Source organism: Gardnerella sp. DNF01199S, from assembly GCF_049244155.1.
GTDB lineage: Bacteria > Actinomycetota > Actinomycetes > Actinomycetales > Bifidobacteriaceae > Bifidobacterium > Bifidobacterium piotii.
The window spans coordinates 793,514-815,113 of sequence record NZ_CP058380.1; the positions used below are offsets into that span (position 1 = coordinate 793,514).

General features: G+C 44.4%; 11 protein-coding genes and 1 pseudogene. 11 read left to right on the plus strand and 1 reads right to left on the minus strand.

The window, feature by feature from the left end; genetic code table 11:
- Positions 1-536: 536 nt before the first annotated feature.
- The 11 genes and pseudogenes from HXT45_RS03140 to HXT45_RS03190 all read left to right on the plus strand — a co-directional run bounded on the left by HXT45_RS03140 (position 537) and on the right by HXT45_RS03190 (position 20,528).
- Positions 537-9,724, plus strand: a pseudogene (locus HXT45_RS03140) (InlB B-repeat-containing protein).
- Between the two features lie 98 nt (positions 9,725-9,822).
- Entirely contained in the window at positions 9,823-10,035 is a 213-nt protein-coding gene (rpmE, locus tag HXT45_RS03145; protein ID WP_004114884.1) for a 50S ribosomal protein L31, read from the plus strand.
- Between the two features lie 167 nt (positions 10,036-10,202).
- Positions 10,203-11,300 carry a peptide chain release factor 1 gene (gene prfA / locus HXT45_RS03150; protein WP_004132881.1) on the plus strand — a complete coding sequence of 366 codons (1,098 nt, stop codon included), beginning with the start codon at positions 10,203-10,205 and terminating at the stop codon, positions 11,298-11,300.
- Positions 11,301-11,366: 66 nt separating this feature from the next.
- Entirely contained in the window at positions 11,367-12,275 is a 909-nt protein-coding gene (gene prmC, locus HXT45_RS03155) for a peptide chain release factor N(5)-glutamine methyltransferase (protein ID WP_004130604.1), read from the plus strand.
- Entirely contained in the window at positions 12,268-12,945 is a 678-nt protein-coding gene (locus HXT45_RS03160; RefSeq protein ID WP_421782251.1) for an L-threonylcarbamoyladenylate synthase, read from the plus strand. Before prmC ends, HXT45_RS03160 begins: the two co-directional genes overlap by 8 nt.
- Positions 12,942-14,045, plus strand: coding sequence for an MraY family glycosyltransferase (locus HXT45_RS03165; RefSeq protein ID WP_101889605.1), 1,104 nt, complete (start codon positions 12,942-12,944; stop codon positions 14,043-14,045). The genes HXT45_RS03160 and HXT45_RS03165 overlap by 4 nt, the downstream gene beginning before the upstream one ends.
- 166 nt (positions 14,046-14,211) lie before the next feature.
- Positions 14,212-15,756: an IMP dehydrogenase gene (gene guaB, locus HXT45_RS03170; RefSeq protein ID WP_248901133.1), complete on the plus strand. Its 1,545-nt coding sequence runs from the start codon at positions 14,212-14,214 to the stop codon at positions 15,754-15,756.
- Positions 15,757-15,965: 209 nt separating this feature from the next.
- Positions 15,966-16,274 carry a type II toxin-antitoxin system RelB/DinJ family antitoxin gene (locus tag HXT45_RS03175; protein WP_050567581.1) on the plus strand — a complete coding sequence of 103 codons (309 nt, stop codon included), beginning with the start codon at positions 15,966-15,968 and terminating at the stop codon, positions 16,272-16,274.
- Positions 16,275-16,361: 87 nt separating this feature from the next.
- A complete protein-coding gene (gene orn, locus HXT45_RS03180; protein WP_248901135.1) occupies positions 16,362-17,069 on the plus strand; it encodes an oligoribonuclease in 708 nt (235 codons plus the stop codon).
- 93 nt (positions 17,070-17,162) lie between these two features.
- The gene (locus tag HXT45_RS03185) at positions 17,163-18,620 is read left to right on the plus strand and encodes a PIF1 family DEAD/DEAH box helicase (protein WP_116689612.1); all 1,458 of its coding nucleotides are present in this window, start codon (positions 17,163-17,165) and stop codon (positions 18,618-18,620) included.
- Positions 18,621-18,698: 78 nt separating this feature from the next.
- The gene (locus HXT45_RS03190; RefSeq protein WP_165845263.1) at positions 18,699-20,528 is read left to right on the plus strand and encodes a proline--tRNA ligase; all 1,830 of its coding nucleotides are present in this window, start codon (positions 18,699-18,701) and stop codon (positions 20,526-20,528) included.
- Between the two features lie 205 nt (positions 20,529-20,733).
- Here HXT45_RS03190 and HXT45_RS03195 read toward each other — a convergent pair whose 3' ends face one another.
- A complete protein-coding gene (locus HXT45_RS03195; RefSeq protein ID WP_116689611.1) occupies positions 20,734-21,312 on the minus strand; it encodes a single-stranded DNA-binding protein in 579 nt (192 codons plus the stop codon).
- Positions 21,313-21,600 lie beyond the last annotated feature (288 nt).

Sequence of the window (21,600 nt, forward strand, 5' to 3'; positions counted from 1 at the left end):
TTGCTTAGGAATTTTTCTTAAAAGTTTCTAAGCTTTTCTAAGATTTATAAGCCGCGCAAGTCAAGATTTTATTGACTTTCGCGGTTTTTGTTATTTTTGCACACAAAACTGTAGTGCGTTTGTACCGAATTTCCGTGTTTTTTAATACAAACGCACTACAAGACAAATCGTTCGCGCTGTCTACGCGTGCGAACGGTATTCTTTGTTTACTGTTGTATGAGGGCTGGCTAGTTCTTGTCTCACAACGCTCCGCCTCTTACGTGTAGTTTGTTGTTGCGGTTGTTCCGATTCGGCTTTGATTTTGTTTTTTTGGATTGAAGTTTGTTTGTAGGCGTGTGCCATTGGATTATTTGGTATCGGCTGCCGCTCTTATACTGTTCGACCAAGAATCACCCAGCCCTCTTACGTGCTTGAACTTTTGCGTATCGCTTAAACATTTAGTGCAAAAACCCTTGAAACAAAAATACTTATGGGGGGGGGGTATCCGTGCTATCTGATAAAATGCAAAGGTTAAGTATTACGAGTTGGGAGTTTCCGTGGATAAAGCAAAAGACGTTGCTAGCAAGGTTAATTCGAGCAGCAAGCAAGTTAAGCATAAAAGCGCTAAAAATAAAGGCGCTAGTAGCTTAAAGAATGTTTCTTCGCAGAATGCGAATAATGCTTCTGGTCGCATCGGCGTTGCTGCTGTAGCTTTAGCATCTACGCTGTCTATGTTGTTGCCCGGTGCAACTGCTTTAGCTAAGACTCCTCTTAACGCTGATTCTTTTGATTCGTCTTATGTAAAGAGTGCTGCTAAGACTTCTGGCAAGGGTGCTGGAAAGGGCAATGGAAACGGCTTATATAAGAATGAATTGCTTAACACAGGTGCTACTTTTGATCGTATTGCGCGTCATATAGTTGGTTCTGCTGAGGAACCTTTAGTTAAAAATGCAGATTCTAACAATAGTGCGGAAGGCGTTAAGAATCCGCAGGCGGCTGCTGGCGATTCTTCTGTGGGCGTTAAGGATTCTGGCGAACGTTCTGGGGCTGGTTCTGAGGTTAGTAATGGCGTCGGTAATGGCGATAATAATAGCGGTATAAATGGCACTGTTGATGAAAGCAATAACAATAGCAATGATGTTAGCGAAGAATCAAGCAACAAGCGAATCAAGACTACAACTGAGGTTCAGTCTGCGACTAAGAGTGCGCAAAATAATCAAAAGGTAGCAAAGCCAGATAGTAAAGCGGCTAAGAAAGAGCAATCAGCAGAAGCAAAGAAAGATGATTCTCCTGCAGCAAAGACGGAGCAAACAAATACAGATTCTGCAAAAACGGATTCTGCAAAAACAGAAGTTGTAAATCCAGCGACTGAATCGAAGACGGAGCCTGCAAATTCTGAGCCTGCTGCAAAGACAGATTCGGAAACAAAGACGAATTCTGATGCAAAGACTGAGCCAGATCAAAAGTCAGCGCAGCCTGCAAGCACAGAAAACGAACAGCCTGAAAATGCGCAAAACGCACAACCTGCAGCCGAACAGTCTGCAAGCACTGAAAGTGCGCAGCCTGCCGCAAAGACGAAGAATGATTCCACTACGCCAAGAGTGCGTAAGCGTAGAGATACTAATCAAAATGCTGAAGATTCCAACAAGGTGAGTAGTGTAACTCCTGCAGATGCAGGTTCTAGTGCTGATGCTGGGGATACAACGAACCCAAGTACAGAAAAGCCTAGTGCAAAAGAGCCAGTTGCAGAAGGCAGTGCAAATGGTGCTGTAACAGATAGAAGCGGTGAAGGCGCGAATGGCTCTAATAATAATTCGAATGCAAACAGCCAGGTAATTAAGCCGAATGAACAGAATCCAACTGCTAAAACCACAGAGCAAGCCAACGAACAGGTACAAACTGACAAAAAGCCAAAAGCTACATACAATTTGCAAATTCGCTATACGATTGGCGGTGCTGCGAATAAGCAGCTTGTGCAGCCGTACGAGCTTACGATTGACAAAGCCGGCTTCGATAATCTTGGCAAAGATGGCAAGTACGAATATATTGAGCTTCCAAAGTCTGCTGGATACCGCCCATCTGTATATCATTCAGGCACATACCAGTACTACATTAAAAACGATAAAAACGAGTTCGTTATTGACGACGGTACTAATGCGGACGCTGTTCGCTACTTGCGTCTAGACAAAAATCTTATTAAAGAATACGCTGTAAAGAAAAGGCAGGTTGTTGGGGGAAATAACGGCGCTCAAGCTCCGCAAGCCTCATCATCTCAAACAACTACAAATCCGCAATCTTCATCCTCTACGCAGATGCCAGCAGAAGACGGCATTCAGTATTACGGCGAGTTGAACATCAACTACGCTCCTAAAACAGCTAAGTACTATGTGCGTCACTTGGTGCAAGATCTCGATCATAAGGATGAGTTCCACGATGCTCCGAATTTGGATATAGGTAAAGTAATTACTGTAAAGCATAAGGATGGCAGTACTGAGAATATTCACGTTACAGAGATTACTGGCACAGTTGGCTCGGATGTAACAGCTGTTTCAACGTACATCCCAGGCTACGAACCGGAGCATAATCTTATTAGCTCGCCGCTTTCGGATTCTGAAGATGAAAGCGACAAGCTTGTTTTGAACCTTCGCTACTACCGTAAAGCGTATGAAGTTACTTACGATTCTGCTGGCGGCACGGATGTTACTGCTCAAAAAGTGTATTACCAGCAAGATGTGCCACAAGTTACGAAACCAACTAGGCGCGGTTACACTTTTAAAGGATGGTCTTTAGTAGATCCTAGCAAAGAGAGTGATCCGCTTTATGATGAGAATACTATTGTTTCTCTTGATGACTACAAGATGCCGGATCACAATGTGCAATTCCGCGCTAATTGGGAAGCGAACAATACTACCAGCTACCGCGTGAATGTGTGGGTGCAAAAAGCGGATTTGGTAGATAAAGAGCATCCGAATTCGCTTGCAAACTACGACTTTGTTGGTCTTGTTGAGCGCAAGAACGTGAAGACAGACAGTGAAGTTGCGCTTAATAAAATGGATGATGCCGGCGTTATTAAGGACGCTAATGCTCTTAATGGAACAAGCGCGGATGATTATGTAAGTGCCCCAGAGCTTGGCTTAACTAAAGAAGAGCTGCAGGGAAAAGATTCTGACCATAAGACTGGCTTAATTTCAAAGTTCAACTGGATGAACGATACGCCTGTAACAAACTTAGACGGGTACAATACTGAGGATCCTGGTGCTGCTACAAACAATGGTAAGGACATATTCACGCGCTACTTCCACGTGAATAAGGATCTTACTAAAAAGCTTAACAGTGCTGAATATGATCTTGTGCCTGACCGACCAGATTTAGGCAAACGCAGTAAATCGCAGCTTTGCGCGAACGACTTAAATAACACTCTTAACTTAGTTTACGACCGCAATACTTACGAGCTTATTTTTGCTAAGCCTGCTGGTATAAAAAATGATAGCTTAAACAATGCTGCTATAAAAAGAAAAGAAGAAAACGGCAAAACAACTATTTATTGCTATGCTGGCGGCGGCAATTGCTCAGATGAGTATGATGACAAAAACGAAGATGACAGCAGTAATGCAATTAACCATAAAGGTTACCGCGTAAATGTTCGTTACGGTCAAAGGCTTACTGATATTTGGCCTGATGTAAATGAATTAGATTTTAATAAAGAAAACACAGGCTCTTTAGGTTGGACACTTGGATATGCAGGAGATGATAGACGTTGCTATCGTGACACTCCTCCGTATCGTTTTACTAAAAAAGAATTCGCTGACCCTAGTTTGCGTGTTGATCTTAAGAATGGTGCTGGCATAGCACCTAGAATTAGCAATGACCCTGATAATGCTCCAAATAATACATACGAGCTAAAAGATAATCAGCGTCTGCTTACAGCTGATACCAGCAGTAAAAGTACTCCTATACAGGTGATTATTAGGAAGCAAAGTATTGCGTCTGCTAAAAACGGTGGCGATGATATAGACGACAATGATTATGAGCTTTCAACTGATTCATATAGCAAAGATGATACTTCCAACGATAGCTATAAATATACAGCTCCATCTATTGCAGGTTTTAATCCTGCTGATGGTTATGATAAGAAAAATGTTGGTGATTCGTTAGATTCATTCGAGTTTGAAGATAATCGGGAAGAGTGGTATAACGAATCTCATGGTCATGGGAATTGGGATGATTTAAGTGATGATGAGAAGAATGCTTTTGCTAAAAAGTATCATTTAGCATTTCGAAAGTATAGGGGCGTTCCAGTAGATGAACAAGAAGATTATTCCGGTGATGCAACTGAATTTGAAACTAACAAACTACTTGAATTTAGGTACAACCGCAAGTCGTACGATGTGCAGTTTTATAATGCGGATGGCAAGCTATAACTACAAACGGTAGTGCTGCTACAGAGAGCCTGCCGTTCGAGTATAGCTTGACTAAGCGCGGCAAAAAAGATTTGACGGGCGAAGACAAAGAGCTATACGGAAACGATAAGTCTTACGATGCTTCTGTAACTAAAGACGATGCCGGTAATACGTCTAAGCAGTTCGACGGCAAGTACACTTTCACACTTAACGGCAAAACTTACTCCATCGTTCGCCCTGCTGATTTGCCAGAAGACTATGTGTTTAAGGGCTGGGCTGTTGATCAGGCTGGCACTCAGTTTATAAATGGCGAAAACAAAGATATTACAGTGCCAGTTAACGGCATTAAGCTTTACGCTGCGTGGGGTCTTCCAACTGATATTCAGCACACTGTAACGTTTGACTACCATATGCCGAAAACCGACGACAACGGCAATGAAATAAGTGGCTCTGACGTAGTTACGGAAAAGAAGTTCCCTCGCTACCATGTTATTGACGAAAAGAAAATAAGCACCCCAACGCGCAAGGGCTACGACTTTTACGGCTGGGAGATTAAAAAGAACGGCACGACTTTGCCGTACGCTTTTGGAAACAAAGTAGTAGAAGATATAAAGCTTGATGCAGTGTGGGTTAAGGATACTCGCTACAACGGTACTTTTAAGCACATATTCTTAAAGCCAGGCGTAACGTTTGCTGACTATAAGAATGCTATTGATGATACAGCCAAAGCCGCAATGGTGGATCACGTTTCTACTCAAACGGTTTCAGGCTTGCGCGAGCATTTGCGCTACAATGCGGAAGCAGTCTACAGTGACGAAACGCACTTCCCAGATAAGCATTTCACGAGCTTTGAAGCTTCGAGTGATGAGAGTCAGAATACTGGCGAGTTTATTTACCAAACGTACAATACGCGCAAGTATAAGGTAAAGTATATTGATCAAAACGGTAAGGAGCTTCTTCCAGAAAGCGAAGTCAGCTCTGTAAACAGAAAGTATGACGTAGCGTTCTACAAGCCGATTGAAGGCTTTATGCCGGAAAATACGCAGCAGGATATTATTTATACTACTGATAGCGAAGGCAAGCAGACTAAAGAATATAAAGTCACCTTCAAATATAAAGACGTTCGCGTGCTTAAACGCAATGACGATAAGCAAGCTCGCCCGGATTACTACACGCGCTACGTGTTTAAAGTGGCTGATAACCAAAGCTCTATGGGCAGCGTTGTTGACTGGCAGAACAAGGATGTAGCTGACGACTCTGCTCTTGTGTACGACGCAATTAAGGGCACGAAGGCATACCAGATGCCGCTTCCAACAGTAAAAGCGAAGCAAGGCTATGAGTTTGATGGCTGGACTTCGCAAATCGGTTCGTATGATGCTGGCTCTACGAAGCTTCAGTATGCTGATGGCGTAAGTCGCTTGCCGATTCGCTCTGAAGAGCAGAACAGTCCTGAGGTAATTTACACTGCTAAATTCAAGCTAAAAGCTCCTGTTGCTGCAGCTCCGCAAGTGCTTAAGCCAACTGAGAATATTAGTATTGCAAATAGTGATGATGCTAAGAAGCTTATAACGAATGCTGGTGATTATCCAGATGGTGCTAAGTTCAGCTTTGCTGATGGTGAAAAGTTTGACAACACTCCAGGCTTGCACAAGATTAAAGTGCAAGTGCATCTTGGCAATAACACTGCTGAAACTGAAGTGCTGTACCGCGTGCTTCCAGATTTGGTGTACGCAAGCGAGTGGGATAAGTTTAAGACTAGCGACTACGGCAAGAGCCATGTAGAGAATAACGAATATGTTAAAGTCACTTTTACTGGTGATTTACAGCAGGGTAGGATTCTTGGTCATGACGGCGAGACTAGCGCGAATAGTCCTTCGCTTGTTGCATACGTGTATAAGGGTAAGAAGGATATTTCTGTTCGCGTGCCGCAAGCCTTTGGTAAGGAATACGAGGACGATCATTATCACTACGTGTTTAAGGGTTGGACTACTGGCACTGAAACCGATCCTGCAAATATAACTAATTACGATATTAAGTCTGAAGATCGCTACAAAAAAGACACGTTTAATAAGGATGTTACTTACACCGCTGTTTACAAGCGAATCGACTACTTCTCCAGCTCGTCCGACAATGGAACAGTTCCAGAAGATTCTGTAGTTGCAATCTTCAAGCCTGCTCCAGGTAGATTGTGGAAGGACGGCACAGACGGTCCTAAGGTGTTCTACGTAAAGAAGGGTACTGATCTTTCGCATATTCCGTACAGTGCTAGCGACCAGACTAGTGCGTTGACAAGGCTTCAAGAGAACCTAACCAATGCTAAGGGAACTTGGAATCGAAGCAGCATGATTAATGGCAAAGAAGAAGTAACGCCTATAGATGATGTTTCGAATTGGAAAGTTGATAAACCATTCCAAGAGTTCGTGGCAGATCAAACTCCTTGGACAGAGCCAGCAGTGCAGACTGATTACTTGGTCGCTGTGCAAGATAAGCCTGACACGCTTCCAAAGTTAACCGATTTTATAACTAATATGTCTCAGCTCAAAGCAGATGCTGCTGTGAATAATGGCATAGAAGACATAAAAGTCGAATATGATTTGCCAACTGAAGCTGAACAAAATAAGTTAAAGCAGAAGATGCTTAAGAAGCCTGCTTTGTACACTGTTCCTTTGAAAGTTACAGTTAAGTATAAGGATGCAGCAGATTACAAGACTTATAGACTTGTAGGACGCTTAAAGGTGCTTTATCAGTTGATGTACCCAGACAGCTTGCCGAAGGAAGATACTAAACATCCTGAAGCGCAAACTGGTGTTAATGCTGAACGTAATAAAGTTCTTGATCCAAAATATTACGTTCAAGTCAAATTTGAGAATGCTCAGAATGATAGTGAGTCACCAAATGGCAAGGGTGAATTTGCTCAAGGTTCGCGCAAGTTGTACTACGCGTATAAGCAATCTGCTAGTGGTGTTCGAGCACCGCAGGTTATTGGCAAAGATTACGATGCAAATGGATACCATTACGAGTTCCAAGGCTGGGAGATGCGTGAAAATGCTGCATCTGTAGCAAATTCGGCTAATACGCCAAATGCTACGGATGGCACAAATGCTGCTGCACCAGTAGTTCCTGTTGTAACACTGTTTGCTTCTGCGGCTCCAACACCTACTACTGTGTCGAATCCGCCAAAAATTAAGCTATATTCTAGTGCTGAAATTGCTGGTATGAAGTTTGATAAAAACACTACTTTTACGGCAGTGTATAATAAAACGCCAAACGTTATCGACGCTTCCAAGCAAGACGAGATTCCAGATGGATATGTTGCAACCATCTTTATGCCAGGATTTGGTAGAACGTGGGCCGATGGTTCGCATAAGCCAAAACTGCTGTATATTCGTCACGGAAAAGATAAAGAAGATAACATTAAGTTTGCTCAAAAAGTTGCAAGCGATACTGCTGCAGAACTTTCTGGTTTTACAAAGTGGCAAATGTTTGATGCAAAAGGCGTTAAATCGAACATACTCTTACATGACAATTGGGATATTAGTAAGCCGCGCATCTTTGTTGCTGAGCAAAATGGCGTTGACGATGTGAAGATTCCAGAGACAGTTATTGCTGTGGGTGAGGGTATTCCAAACGCTAATAAGCTCGTACATAACACTGACCCTAGAGTGAGTGTATCTATAGATGATAGCTCTACTGTTGATGTTTCGAAGCCTGGAATTTCAACAATTATGGTGAATGTAACTAAGCCTACTGATGAAATTGATAAGACTACAGGAAAGCAAAAAACTGTTACAACTAAGTTGCCTGTGCGTGTGTACGTTTTGCCTAATGTGATTGCAGATAACGATTTGCCAGCTAAAGGCACTGCGGAAGCAAAGTTCATAGAAAAGAACTATAGAAAGGTGACGTATGTAGCTGGTAAGGGAGGAGAAATGAAGTCTCCTGTGTTCACATACTGGGTGCGTAAAGGCGCTAAGGATTTGCACATGCCAGTTCCAGATGTGCTTGCAGCTAATGGCTACGTGTTCAAGGATTGGACTTCTATCACGACTGAGACTCCAGCGGCTCCAGTAGATAAGCGCAAGGCTACAGAAGAAGAGCGCGAAGCTCTGTATCGAATGGCGATTATGTATGGTATGCCATATGCAGCAAAGCTGATTAGTGATTCGCATAACTCTACGCCTGCTGCTTTGCAAAATCTTCTGAACGAAGCGCGAAAGCAACACGCTGAGCAAATCTACAATGCTAAGCGCGAAGAATTAGCTCAGATTGCAGAAAGTGAGGGTAACAATAATCTAGCTTCTGAAATTCGTCAGTCTCATGATTCCTTACAAGAGATTAAGGATAAGCTTGTTCAAAATGGCATTGATGTTGACAAAATCATTGAACAAGTTAATGAAAAAGCTTTGCTTGCAAAAATTGCTAAGGAAGCTGTAAAACCATGGCTTGCCAAGCAAATTTCCAATTCCAAGCATTCTTCAATAGAATCTTTGAAGAATTTGATGCAGGAAGCTGGAATAGACTTGACATTTGCTAATTATGAGGAAACTAATAAGAGTGATGTCAGTGATGAACAGCGAGAGGTGCTCGCTGAGCTTGCTGATGAAGCAGATAAGCCATTTGTTGCAAAGATAATTCGCAGCTCCAAGAAGTCTAGTTTGGAAGCTTTGAAGCAGGTTTTGCGCAATGCTGGAGTAAATCCAGAGATTTCGATGCCTGAGCCACAGCCAACGCGCGAAACTACGATTACTGCAAACTTTGAGCTTATGAAGCCTATGAGGTTTGAGTTTAGAAGTTCTGCGGTTTCGGGTATTCCTGCAACGTTTACCCTTGCAAACTTAACGGAGAATTCGAGTGGGAATGCGACTGTTAGTGTAGATGGTGTTAATAGTCCTATTAATGTGTTGACTACTAATAGTTTTGGCTCTAATGGTCTTCTTCCTTCTTGCAATGGCACTACTTGCAAGATTTCTGGCACGCCTAAGATTGTAGACGGCAAGCCTAAAGTGGAAGTTAAATTTACAACTGTTGACCAGTATGGGCGTCGTGCGGAGATTGTTGTGTATATTGACATAGTGGATTCGGCAAAGCCTGAGCCAACGCCTGAGCCTGATTATTCAACGGTTCCTTCGGATTATGTTGTTCCAGCGTATGAGCCTGCGCCAGCTCCTGTTCCTGTTGTTCCTTTGCAAGATAAGCAAAAGACGGGAGTTAAGGGCGATTTGCTTCCTCAAACGGGTGTTGATGCTTCGCAATCTGCGTTAATCGCAAGCTTGTTGGCATCTGTTGGTTTTGCTAGCTTCGCTGCTAAGCATAGGCGAAAGCGCGAAGATGGTAAGAATAACTAAGCGAGTCGAGGGTAGTGACTAGAATAGCGAAGGTTCCGGTTCACGCTTAGCTATTGGGGCTTTGCGACCCGGGTCGCCCGAATTCCATAGGAGACATTATGAAGCAGGGTATTCATCCCGACTATCACGCAGTGCAGGTTACCTGCTCCTGCGGAGACACTTTTGTAACTCGTTCCACCGCTAATGGCGATCATATGACGGTTGACGTGTGCTCAAAGTGCCACCCATTCTATACCGGCAAGCAGAAGATTCTCGATACCGGCGGCCGCGTGGCTCGCTTCGAGAAGCGCTACGGTAAGAAGACTAAGTAGCTTTTTAATCGCCAGCCCTGCTTTCGTGTAACTTCGCGGAATCGGGGCTGGCGTTTTATGTGCTAGACGTGCATGTGTTCATGTGTATTATTTAATACTTAATACTTAATTTAATATTTAATTTTTCGATTCAAAATCCGCGTTATGCGCGACTACAAAGGAACAAAATGGCCGAGTCAATAGATGAGCAATTCCCAGCAGCGGTTACAGCTCTAAACGAATACCGCGATATTGAAAATCGCATGGGGCAGCCAGAAGTAGCATCTAATCCAGATGCAATTCGCAAGCTCGGTCGTAGGCACGCAGAACTCGGGTCGATTGTAAGCGCATACTTAAATTACAAACAGCTTTGCGAAGACTACGAAGTAGCTAGCGAGATGGCAAGCGAAGATGAAGACTTAGCAAAAGAAGCAAAACATTTAGAAGAGCAGATTCCAGCAGCAAAAGAAAAGCTTCGCACAGCGCTGATTCCTAGAGACCCAGACGATGCGCGAGACATGATTATGGAAATCAAAGCTGGTACGGGCGGCGAAGAAGCAGCTCTGTTTGCTGGCGATTTATTGCGTATGTACATGCGTTACGCGGAAAAGCGCGGATGGACTACAGTAATCCAAAGCGAAAATGCGACGGAGCTTGGCGGCGTAAAAGACGTGCAGCTTGCGATTCGCGCAAAAGGCACACCTGCTCCAGAAGACGGCGTGTGGGCAAGCATGAAGTACGAGGGCGGAGTGCATCGCGTTCAGCGAATCCCAGTAACTGAATCGCAAGGGCGTATTCAAACTTCCGCGGCTGGCGTAATCGTGTTCCCAGAAGCAGACGAAGACGATGACGAAATTGAAATCGATCCAAAAGACCTTAAAATCGACATTTTCATGAGCTCTGGTCCTGGTGGACAGTCTGTTAACACTACGTATTCCGCGGTTCGCATGACGCATATTCCAACTGGAATTGTGGTTAGCATGCAAGATGAAAAGTCGCAGATTCAAAACCGTGCTGCAGCCTTGCGCGTGCTAAAGTCGCGTTTGCTCGCTATGAAGCACGAGCAGGAGGCGGCGGAGGCGGCGGATATGCGCCACTCGCAGGTGCGCTCGTTGGATCGCTCCGAGCGAATCCGCACATACAACTTCCCAGAAAACCGTATTGTGGACCATCGCACAAACTACAAGGCATACAATCTTGACCAGGTGCTTAACGGCGACTTGCAAGCGGTTATAGACAGCGATATTCAGGCAGATGAAGCCGATCGCTTAGCTAAAGCCAATTAAGCCAAGTAAGTTAAGTTAGCCAAGTAAGCTAAGTACTCTAAGTAAAATCACCACGTGGCTTGTAAAATGCAAGAAATTTTGCACATTTTGCGCGCATCTGCCGAAAAACTTGAAGATGCAGGTGTAGAGTCGGCAGAATACGACGCACGTTTGCTACTGGCTCACGCTTGTGGCGTAAGTTTAGCAGACTTAAACAAAGCGCTAATACTTGGCGATTTTAAGGATTTTTTGCCTGATTATGCTAGCAAATATAGCGATTTTATATCTAGACGTGCATCGCGCGAGCCATTGCAACACATTATTGGATTCGCCACTTTTCGCTACATAGACCTAATAGTTGGGCAAGGCGTTTTTGTGCCGCGTCCCGAGACAGAAGTGGTAGTTCAAGAGGGAATAGATTGGATTCGCGCAAATAATCTAAAAAATCCTATTGTTTTAGACTTATGTGCAGGGTCGGGAGCGATTGGATTATCGGTAGCAAGCGAAGTTGCAAACGCGCAAGTGTGGGCTGTGGAAAAGTCGCATGAAGCTTTTGAATATTTGCAAAAAAACTATCGCAAAATCGCGGAAAAATATGATATTTCAAACAGATATCACGCAATATTAGGCGATGCTACAAACGCTAATCTGCCTGAAATAAGTGCGATTAAAGGACTAGTAGACGTAGTAATTACGAATCCTCCATACGTGCCAGAAAGCAAGCCAGTCGAGCAGATTGAAGCTCGCGACTACGACCCAAAAATGGCGCTATACGGGGGATCTAAAGACGGATTGTTAATACCGCAAAAAATTGTAAAAGCGAGTTTTGCATATTTGCGTATGGGTGGAATAATGATTATGGAACACGATATTACGCAAGGAAAAGCGCTTGCAGATTATGCAAAAAACATAGGATTTAGCAGTGCAAAAGTCAAAAACGACTTAACAAACAGAGCAAGATTTGTAGTATGCAAAAAAGGGGCTAAAAATGAGTAAAATTTGCACAATTAACGAAGAATCATTGCAACTTGCAGCGCAAATAATTAACGCGGGCGGCGTAATCGTAGTGCCAACAGACACGGTTTACGGAGTGGCGTGCGACCCATTTAACGAGGCGGCAGTAGCGAAAATCTACCAACTAAAACGCAGGCCGCGCACAAAAGCCTTGCAAATACTTATGAGCAGTGTAAGTGACTTAGAAAAACTTGGTCTTTACTTGCCAAACCCGCTAGACGTGCTTGCGGAAAAATTCCTGCCAGGCGGATATTCACCAATCGCGCGCGCAAAAAAGGATTCGGTAGCTACAAGGCTTGCTACGCTTTGTAAAGCAGATGAGAGCAGTGAGCAAAGTCAAGCAACGCAAGCTGAAGCAACGCAAGGCGTGCGCGTTCCAGATTGCCCAGAACTAATGAAAATTTTGCGCGTTACGGGGCCATTGGCGGCATCTAGCGCAAATCGCAGTGGAAACGAGAGCGCAGATAGCGTAGAAGAAGCGTTTGCGGCTTTTGGAGACGAGATTCCGCTGTATTTAAATGCCGGTCCAACGCGCTCGCACGTAGCGAGCACAGTAGTCGGCGCGGATTCAGCAGACGCGGACGGAATTGTGATTTTGCGCGAAGGTGTAATAAGTGAAGAACAGATAAGAGCAGAAAGTCGCAAGAAATGAGGGTATACCTGTTTATAGCAGCAATCGCAGGCGGTGCAACGTGGCTAATAATGCCGCTTATACGTCATCTTGCTATTCGCATAGGAGCCGTTGGAAAAGTGCGCGCTCGCGACGTGCACACAATACCTACGCCCCGTATGGGTGGAGTTGGAATGCTATTCGGCTTTGCGGTATCAATGGCGTTTGCAAGCTCCATGCCTTTTATTTCGGGGCTTTTTGCAGGAACGCACCAGCCGTGGGTGGTTTTGGCTGGAGCTGTACTCATATGCCTTTTGGGTGTTTGCGACGATATTTGGGACTTAGATTGGATGCTAAAACTTGCAGGTCAATTGCTAATAGCTGTTTTTGTAGCGTGGGGCGGATTGCAAATCGTAGCGCTGCCACTCGGATCGCTAGTCACAGCCTCTCCAAGTCTTTCAATCGCAATAACCGCAATACTAATCGTGGCTTCAATTAATGCAGTCAACTTTGTAGACGGACTAGATGGGCTGGCTTCTGGAATTGTGGCAATTGGCGGAATTGCATTCGCAACATACTCTTATATTCTTGCGCGCACATCTCCAAGCTACGCTTCAATGGCAACTCTTATAGACGTTGCAATGGTTGGAATGTGCTTAGGGTTTATTTTGCACAATTGGCATCCTGCAAAGCTTTTTATGGGTGATTCTGGCTCCATGCTAATCGGGTATTTAATAACTTGCGCGTCTATTATAATGACAGGCCACTTAGATCCATCTGCAGTGCACACAAGCATCTATTTGCCAGTATTTATGCCGATTTTGCTTCCGATTTTAGTGCTGTTTTTGCCAGTTCTAGACATGTGTTTAGCAATATGCAGAAGGCTTGCAAAAGGGCAGTCGCCAATGCATCCAGATCGCATGCATTTGCATCACAGAATGTTGCGCATTGGGCACTCGGTGCAAGGCGCGGTGCTTATTTTGTGGGGATGGGCGGCTCTCATATCTTTTGGATCAATAATGATTCTGTTCTTTAAAGCAGTTTACGTGCTTGTTGGCATGATTATTGCGGCGGCGTTGCTTACGATTCTTACAATGATGCCATATTTGCGCAGGCGGCTGCCAGAGCTGCGAAATTCGTAAAAAGTGGAGTAGTGTTTGAATTGATGCTAATCGCAGTACCCGTCGCATTAGTCGTAGATAGCCGTAGATAATAGCGCTGTAGTAGATTTGACGCAAAGTGGCTACTAAATATTGTGTATGAAACGCGGCTTTTGCAAACGTCATAGCAAAAAAGTATAGTGACCCTATGGTTACAACTGATATGAACATGCAATCTGCATATACTCCTGTTCCACCAATTTTTGAAAAGCTCGGCCTCGCATATGACGATGTGCTTCTGCTTCCAAACGAAACCGATGTAATTCCATCCGAAGTGGATACGACTACTCATCTAACTCGCGAAATCACTATGAAAGTGCCTGCAATTTCTGCAGCAATGGACACAGTGACCGAGTCGGATATGGCTATTGCAATGGCTAGAAATGGCGGAATTGGCGTACTTCACCGCAATCTTTCTATTGATGATCAAGCTGCGCAAGTAGATATTGTTAAGCGCAGTGAGTCTGGTATGATTACCGACCCACTCACTGTTCACCCAGATGCAACGCTCGCCGATTTAGATAAATTGTGCGGGCGCTTCCATATTTCGGGCTTGCCAGTAGTAGATGGCGAAAATCGTTTAGTTGGTATTATTACCAATCGCGATATGCGTTTCATTGCTTCCGAGGATTACGATCGCTTGAAAGTCAAAGACGTTATGACTCGCGAAAATCTTGTAACTGGTCCATCTAATATTTCTAAAGAAGACGCGCATCGCTTGCTTGCGGAAAACAAAGTTGAAAAATTGCCGCTTGTTGATGATGAAGGCAAGCTTACAGGTTTGATTACTGTTAAGGACTTTGTTAAGACTGAGCAGTACCCAGACGCCACTAAAGACGATCAGGGTCGTTTGCGCGTTGCTGCTGGAATTGGTTTCCTTGGAGATGCTTGGCAGCGTGCGTGCGCTCTTATGGAAGCTGGAGTTGACGTACTTGTTGTTGATACAGCAAACGGCGAAGCTCGCTTGGCGCTAGACATGATTCGCAGAATTAAGGCAGATAAGGCTTTTGACGGCGTGCAAATTATTGGCGGAAATATTGCTACTCGCCAAGGTGCGCAGGCGATGATTGACGCTGGCGTTGACGCTGTAAAGGTTGGCGTTGGACCAGGCTCTATTTGCACTACGCGCGTGGTTGCAGGCGTTGGTGTGCCTCAGCTTACAGCTGTTTATGATGCGGCTCAAGCTTGCAAGGCTGCTGGAATTCCATGCATTGCTGATGGTGGTATTCACTATTCTGGAGATATTGCTAAGGCTTTGGTTGCAGGCGCAAACACCGTTATGCTCGGCGGCACTTTGGCTGGATGTGAGGAAGCTCCAGGTGAGAAGGTTTTGCTTCACGGAAAGCAGTACAAGCTTTATCGCGGAATGGGCTCGCTTGGCGCAATGGCTCCTCGTGGTAAGAAGTCTTATTCTAAGGATCGCTACTTCCAGGCAGATGTTACTAGCTCCGATAAGGTTGTTCCAGAAGGCGTGGAAGGAGAAGTTCCATACCGCGGTCCACTTAACGCTGTGCTTTACCAGTTGCTCGGTGGCTTGCATCAGTCTATGTTCTACGTTGGAGCTCACAATATTAAGGAGCTTCAGGAGCGCGGTCGCTTTATTCGCATTACGGATGCAGGCCTTAGGGAATCGCATCCTCACGATATTGTGATGACTGCAGAAGCGCCAAATTACAGCGGTTTCCACAACTAAGTCGCAAGTTGCGTAAGTTGCGCGTATAAGTCGCGTATAAATCGCAAGTAATTTTGCATTAAACGGCGAAGAGTTAGCTAAGTCTTATTTGCTACTTTCTAACTTTTCGTCGTTTTTGTTTGTTTAAACATTATGATTGCTGTTGTATGTATATTGTATTACAATAGCAATTTAATAAAAATAAAAATCATTAGAAAGTGTGTATAAAATTGTCTGCGATATTGGTTAGCGATAGCGCCAAAAGTAAATATACTGAAAATACGTCTCAAGCAACTGTGAGTTTTCGCACAGATTCTAGAGTTAAAGAGGAAGCAAAAAAATTATTTTCTTCAATGGGAATGGATTTGTCGACTGCGATTAATGTATTTTTAAGACAGTCAATTGTTGATCAGGCTATGCCTTTTTTGATTACTCGTGAAAGCCGTGAGAGTGTTGAAGCTCGTCGTCAATCTGAAGCACATGAGGGAAAATCATTTAATAACACAGATGAACTTATGCAGGATTTATTAGATGCTTAAATCAATATTTCGCTCGTCTCAGTTCATAGTAGTCGGTGGGAAGATGTAGGCTGATGGGTTCAAAAAAATATTAGGAAAGGAACGAAAATGGCAGAAGCTAAGGAAGATCTTACGTTTACGCCGGAAGAATCGCGCTTAATTTGGATTGATTGCGAGATGACTGGTCTCGATATTTTCCACGACGAATTATGCGAAGTGTCTGTAGTTCCAACTGACTTTAATTTGAAAGTTCTAGACGATGGCATTGATTTAGTGATTAAGCCAAGCGATGCTGCTGTGGCTCATATGAACGATTTTGTGCGCAATATGCACACATCTTCTGGTCTTGTTGACGAGTGGAATAAAAACGGTTTGCCTCTAGAAGAAGCACAAAAGCAGGTTGTTGAGTACGTAAAGCGCTTTTTGCCAGAGCATGGAAAAGCACATCTTGCTGGAAATTCTGTTGGCTCCGATAAAAAGTTCCTCGACCGCTACATGCCAGATTTAATGGCAAATTTGCATTACCGCGTAATCGACGTAAGCACGTTGAAGGAGATTTCGCGCAGACTTTACCCAGATGTTTACCGCAATAAGCCAGCAAAACACGGCGGCCACCGTGCGCTCGCGGATATTATTGAGTCGATTGACGAGTTGCGCTACTACCGCGATATGATGTTCGTTCCAGCTCCAGGACCAAGCGAATCCCAGGCAAAAGCGGGAGCACAACACATTGAGAGCACGAGCTTGCTTCGCGACTACGAGCGCCGCGGTGAAGCACTAGAAGATGTAAATTCCGCAGAAAAGCGCGATTATTAAACAAAGCGTGATTATTAAACGCATTAAACGTAATAAACGCATTAAACGTAAATGCGCAAATAGCGCAAATAGCGCAAATAAAGGGTGCTGCCAATGAAGCAATCGGAAGCGTTAGAAATAATAAACGCAGGCGCAAGCGTGTTCTTAACAGGCGCTCCTGGGTCGGGAAAAACGTATGTTCTAAATCGTGCTGTGCGCTCAATGCGCGAGAACGGTTTAAGCGTTGCAGTAACGGCTTCAACGGGCATTGCAGCAACGCATTTGAACGGCCAAACCATTCACTCGTGGAGTGGAACAGGCGTTGCAAACGCGCTTACCGATTCGCTTCTTAAAACCATTAGAGCTCGGCGAGGAAAGCGCATAAAAGCCACGGATGTGCTTGTGTTGGACGAAGTTTCCATGATTCACGCTTGGCTTTTCGACATGGTTGACGAAGTGTGCCGCAAGGTGCGCAAAAATGATTTGCCTTTTGGCGGACTGCAAGTGGTGGTTTCTGGCGATTTCTTCCAGCTGCCGCCAGTTAGCACGTCTACGCGAAATCGCGACGTATTCGAGCCTAGCCCCGAGTTTATTACGTCACGCGAAAAGTATGCTGCTGCTGGCAAAAATCCCGAAGGCTATATTACGGAATCGTTTGCGTGGGATTCTCTAAAACCTGTTGTGTGCTATTTAACAGAGCAACACAGGCAAGATGATGGCAAGCTTCTTAGCGTTTTAACGGATATTCGAAGTGGCATAGTGAGCGATGAAGATAAGCAAGTTCTTGCTAGTCGACTTGGCGAATATCCTCAAGATAGCGAAGTTTCGGTTCATCTTTTTCCAACAAACGCGCAAGCGGACGGCTTAAATAATGTGCAACTTGCTGCGATTGATGCGGAGCCTCACGAATTCGTAGCAACGGAAGCTGGGCCTAAAAATCTTGTAGAGCGCTTAAAAAAGAACATGCTTGCGCCTGAGCGTCTTGTGCTAAAGGCTGGTGCGGCTGTAATGGCTTTGCGAAATGACCAAGATAAGCAATATGTGAATGGCTCTGTTGGACGCGTATTGCGATTTGCACCTGAATCCAAAGGTGGCTGGCCAATTGTTGAGTTTGAAAACGGCAATATTGTTACTCTTAAGCCTGCTGCTTGGGAGATGACGGATGGCGAAACGGTTCTTGCTAGCGTAAATCAAGTGCCACTTAGATGCGCATGGGGAATTACGATTCATAAGTCGCAAGGAATGACGCTTGATAGTGCTGTTATGGATTTGCGCCGCACTTTTGCGCCTGGAATGGGCTACGTTGCGCTTTCTAGAGTGGAAAATTTGAGTGGACTTTATTTAGAGGGCATTAATGACCGCGCGTTTAGCGTTTGCGCGGATGCTGTGCTACTAGATGGATCTTTGCGCGAAGCTTCTAAACGAGCTAGTGAGATTCTTGCAAGCGATGGCGTTCGCGCGTTTGAAGCTGGTAAGGCAAATGGCGATTCTGCCGATCAGCAAGAGTTTGACATTTTTGGCGCTGTCAATTATGCAGATAATGACGAATTTTCCTTCGATAACGAGTTTTAGTTTAAAATTACGTATTGTGAGTTTGTTTAGTAGCATAAACAAGTGTTTATGTCCTCATGCGCAAATAGATTGGAACGCATGGGTTCTAATGTACTTCGTATGTCTAAACTGTTTCTTCGTACGCTGCGCGAAGATCCAGCAGATGCGGACGTGATTTCCGCAAAACTTATGCAGCGCGCAGGCTACATTCGTAAATCCGCTCCAGGCGTGTGGACGTGGTTGCCGCTTGGTCTAAAAGTACTTAACAAAGTTCAAGCGATTATTCGCGAAGAAATCAACGGTATTGGTGCGCAAGAAGTTCACTTCCCAGCGCTTCTTCCACGCGAGCCATACGAGGCTACTAATCGTTGGGAAGAGTACGGAGACAACATCTTCCGCCTTAAAGATCGCCATGAGGCTGACTATCTTCTTGCTCCAACGCACGAAGAAGTCTTCACGCTCCTTGTTAAGGATATGTATTCTTCTTACAAGGATTTGCCAGTTACTTTGTATCAGATTCAAACTAAGTATCGCGACGAATTCCGTCCGCGCGCTGGCCTTATTCGCGGACGCGAGTTTATTATGCAAGACGCTTACTCGTTCTCGATTGACGAAGATGGTTTGAAGTCTGCTTATGTTGAAGAGCGCGCTGCTTACGCTCGAATTTTCGACCGTTTAGGCATTAAATACGTGATTGTTCATGCTGTTTCTGGCCCTATGGGTGGATCGGATTCCGAGGAATTCTTGGCTCCAATGGCAATTGGCGAAGATACTTTTGCTCTTGCTCCTTCTGGAAAAGCTTGGAACGTTGAGGCTTTGACCACTCCAGAAATGCAAGATGTTGACTGCTCGGCAACTCCTAAAATGGAAGCTCTTGATACTCCAGATGCTAAGACGATTGAGGCTTTGGTTAAGGTTTCCAACGATTTGCATCCGCGTAAAGATGGTCGCGAATGGCAAGCCTCCGACACTTTGAAGAACTTGATTATTGCTGTTAAGCACCCGGCTGATGCTGAGGGTGGTGAGCACGAGGAACCATGGCGCGAAATCGTTGCTATTGGTATTCCAGGAGATCGCCAAGTAGATATGAAGCGTCTTGAAGCTCAATTTGCTCCTGCAGAAATCGAAGAAGCAACTGAGGATGACTTAAAGTCTCATCCTGAGTTTGTAAAGGGCTATATTGGCTTTAGCGTATTAGGTCCACAAGCTCGCAAAGATGGTAGCAAAATTGCTTGCCCTGTTCGCTACTTGATGGATGCTCACGTTGCAAAGGGAAGCACCTGGATTACAGGAGCTGATGAAGACGGCAAGCACGTTTACAACGCTGTATACGGCCGCGATTTTGAAGCGGACGGCGTTGTTGAGGCAGCTCAAGTGCGCGATGGCGATATGAGCCCAGACGGTTCTGGTCCATTGAGCTTTGAGCGCGGCGTGGAAATTGGCCAGGTGTTCCAGCTTGGATTAAAGTATTCTAAGGCTTTGGGCTTAAGCGTTCTTAACGAAAACGGCAAAGCTGTGCCAGTTTGGATGGGCTGCTACGGTATTGGCGTTAGCCGCGTGATTGCATGCCTTGCAGAAACGCATCATGATGATGCTGGCCTTGCATGGCCTATGGCGATTGCTCCAGCTCAAGTTCATGTTGTTGCAACAGGCAAAGATCAAGTTGCTTTCGAAGCTGCCGAGAAAGTTGTTGAAGAGCTTAGCAAGCAGGGAATCGAAGTTATCTTTGACGATCGCCCAAAGGTTTCTCCAGGCGTAAAGTTTAAGGACGCGGAGCTTGTTGGCGTGCCGCTTATTGCTGTTGCTGGCCGAGATACTGTGAATAATGGCACGATTGAAATCCGCAATCGTAATGGCTCAAATGTTGAAGCAGTTCCAGTTGATGAGGCTGCTAGCCGCATTGTAGAGCGCGTTCGCGAGCAATTGTAATCGCAATAATTTGTAACAACTAATCAGCGATTAAACAATTGAACGATTAAAACAATATTGCCGTTGATATAATGCTTTGCACATTTGCTATTTGCATGTTTTGCATGTGTGCGCATTATTTTCAGCGGCAATATTGCTATGAATAGTAACAACAATTTTAATGAACACGATGCTTGAGTCTAATGTTTAAGCCTATTAGACTTTTCTAAAAATCATTGGCGCCTTCTTCAATATCGTTGTATTGTTCTTCATCTAATTGGCCTCCAAAATCATTTATCTCTTCATTTTCTTGAGAATTAGAAGAATTTGATTTAGAAGACATTGGATTTTTCATTGCAAAGTTTTGATTTTGACTATCTCCATTTTCGCTATAGTCTTTGTTTTTAGACTCTGCGTTTGCAACGTTTCTGTTTCTAGCGTACGAAGTCTTAGTAAATTCACTGATTCCGCGATTTAGGTCGTGTCCGATTGATGTTGCTTCTAGAACCACTCGCGATCGGTCTTCTCCATCTTTGTGCCAAGATTCCGTGTTTAAATTTCCGCAAACTACGATTGCATCTCCCTTATGCACGCTTTTTAACACGTTTGATGCTAACGACTTGTACGCTTTTACGGTCATCCATGTTGTTGGACGCTCCTTCCATGCTTTTTCTTCGTTATGATAGTAAGAAGATGTGCTTCCAATTCTTAGTGAGCATGCGGGCGAGTTTTCATTTCGACTAAAGTTTACAGGGTCGCTTCCAACGTATCCGCTGATTGTTAATGTTGCTTGTTGCTGTGCCATATTTTTCAACCTTTCAAGAGTTTGGACTGCGACTAATTTAAGTCTCGAAGTTCATCGCGCAAAATCGTGTTGATTATCGTGGCTTTTGGCAAATTCGCCGCAGTAGAATCAACTATGAATTATGGAAAATAGTTGTGCAATATATTTTTATAAATGTGGTTAAAGCCTATGTTTTATTCACATTGATTAAAAAATCTTGACAAAATATGCAAAAGCGAGTATCGGATTAAAAGTCTAAAATATATGTAGATATGTAATTGGGGGGGGGGTATACTCAAAGCAGTGATT

What these genes read in the sequence shown, in the direction of transcription:
- rpmE (WP_004114884.1), top strand. Translation starts at nt 9,823, where the DNA reads ATGAAGCAGGGTATTCATCCCGACTATCACGCAGTGCAGGTTACCTGC.
- prfA (WP_004132881.1), top strand. Translation starts at nt 10,203, where the DNA reads ATGGCCGAGTCAATAGATGAGCAATTCCCAGCAGCGGTTACAGCTCTA.
- prmC (WP_004130604.1), top strand. Translation starts at nt 11,367, where the DNA reads ATGCAAGAAATTTTGCACATTTTGCGCGCATCTGCCGAAAAACTTGAA.
- HXT45_RS03160 (WP_421782251.1), top strand. Translation starts at nt 12,268, where the DNA reads ATGAGTAAAATTTGCACAATTAACGAAGAATCATTGCAACTTGCAGCG.
- HXT45_RS03165 (WP_101889605.1), top strand. Translation starts at nt 12,942, where the DNA reads ATGAGGGTATACCTGTTTATAGCAGCAATCGCAGGCGGTGCAACGTGG.
- guaB (WP_248901133.1), top strand. Translation starts at nt 14,212, where the DNA reads ATGGTTACAACTGATATGAACATGCAATCTGCATATACTCCTGTTCCA.
- orn (WP_248901135.1), top strand. Translation starts at nt 16,362, where the DNA reads ATGGCAGAAGCTAAGGAAGATCTTACGTTTACGCCGGAAGAATCGCGC.
- HXT45_RS03185 (WP_116689612.1), top strand. Translation starts at nt 17,163, where the DNA reads ATGAAGCAATCGGAAGCGTTAGAAATAATAAACGCAGGCGCAAGCGTG.
- HXT45_RS03190 (WP_165845263.1), top strand. Translation starts at nt 18,699, where the DNA reads ATGGGTTCTAATGTACTTCGTATGTCTAAACTGTTTCTTCGTACGCTG.
- HXT45_RS03195 (WP_116689611.1), bottom strand. Translation starts at nt 21,312, where the DNA reads ATGGCACAGCAACAAGCAACATTAACAATCAGCGGATACGTTGGAAGC.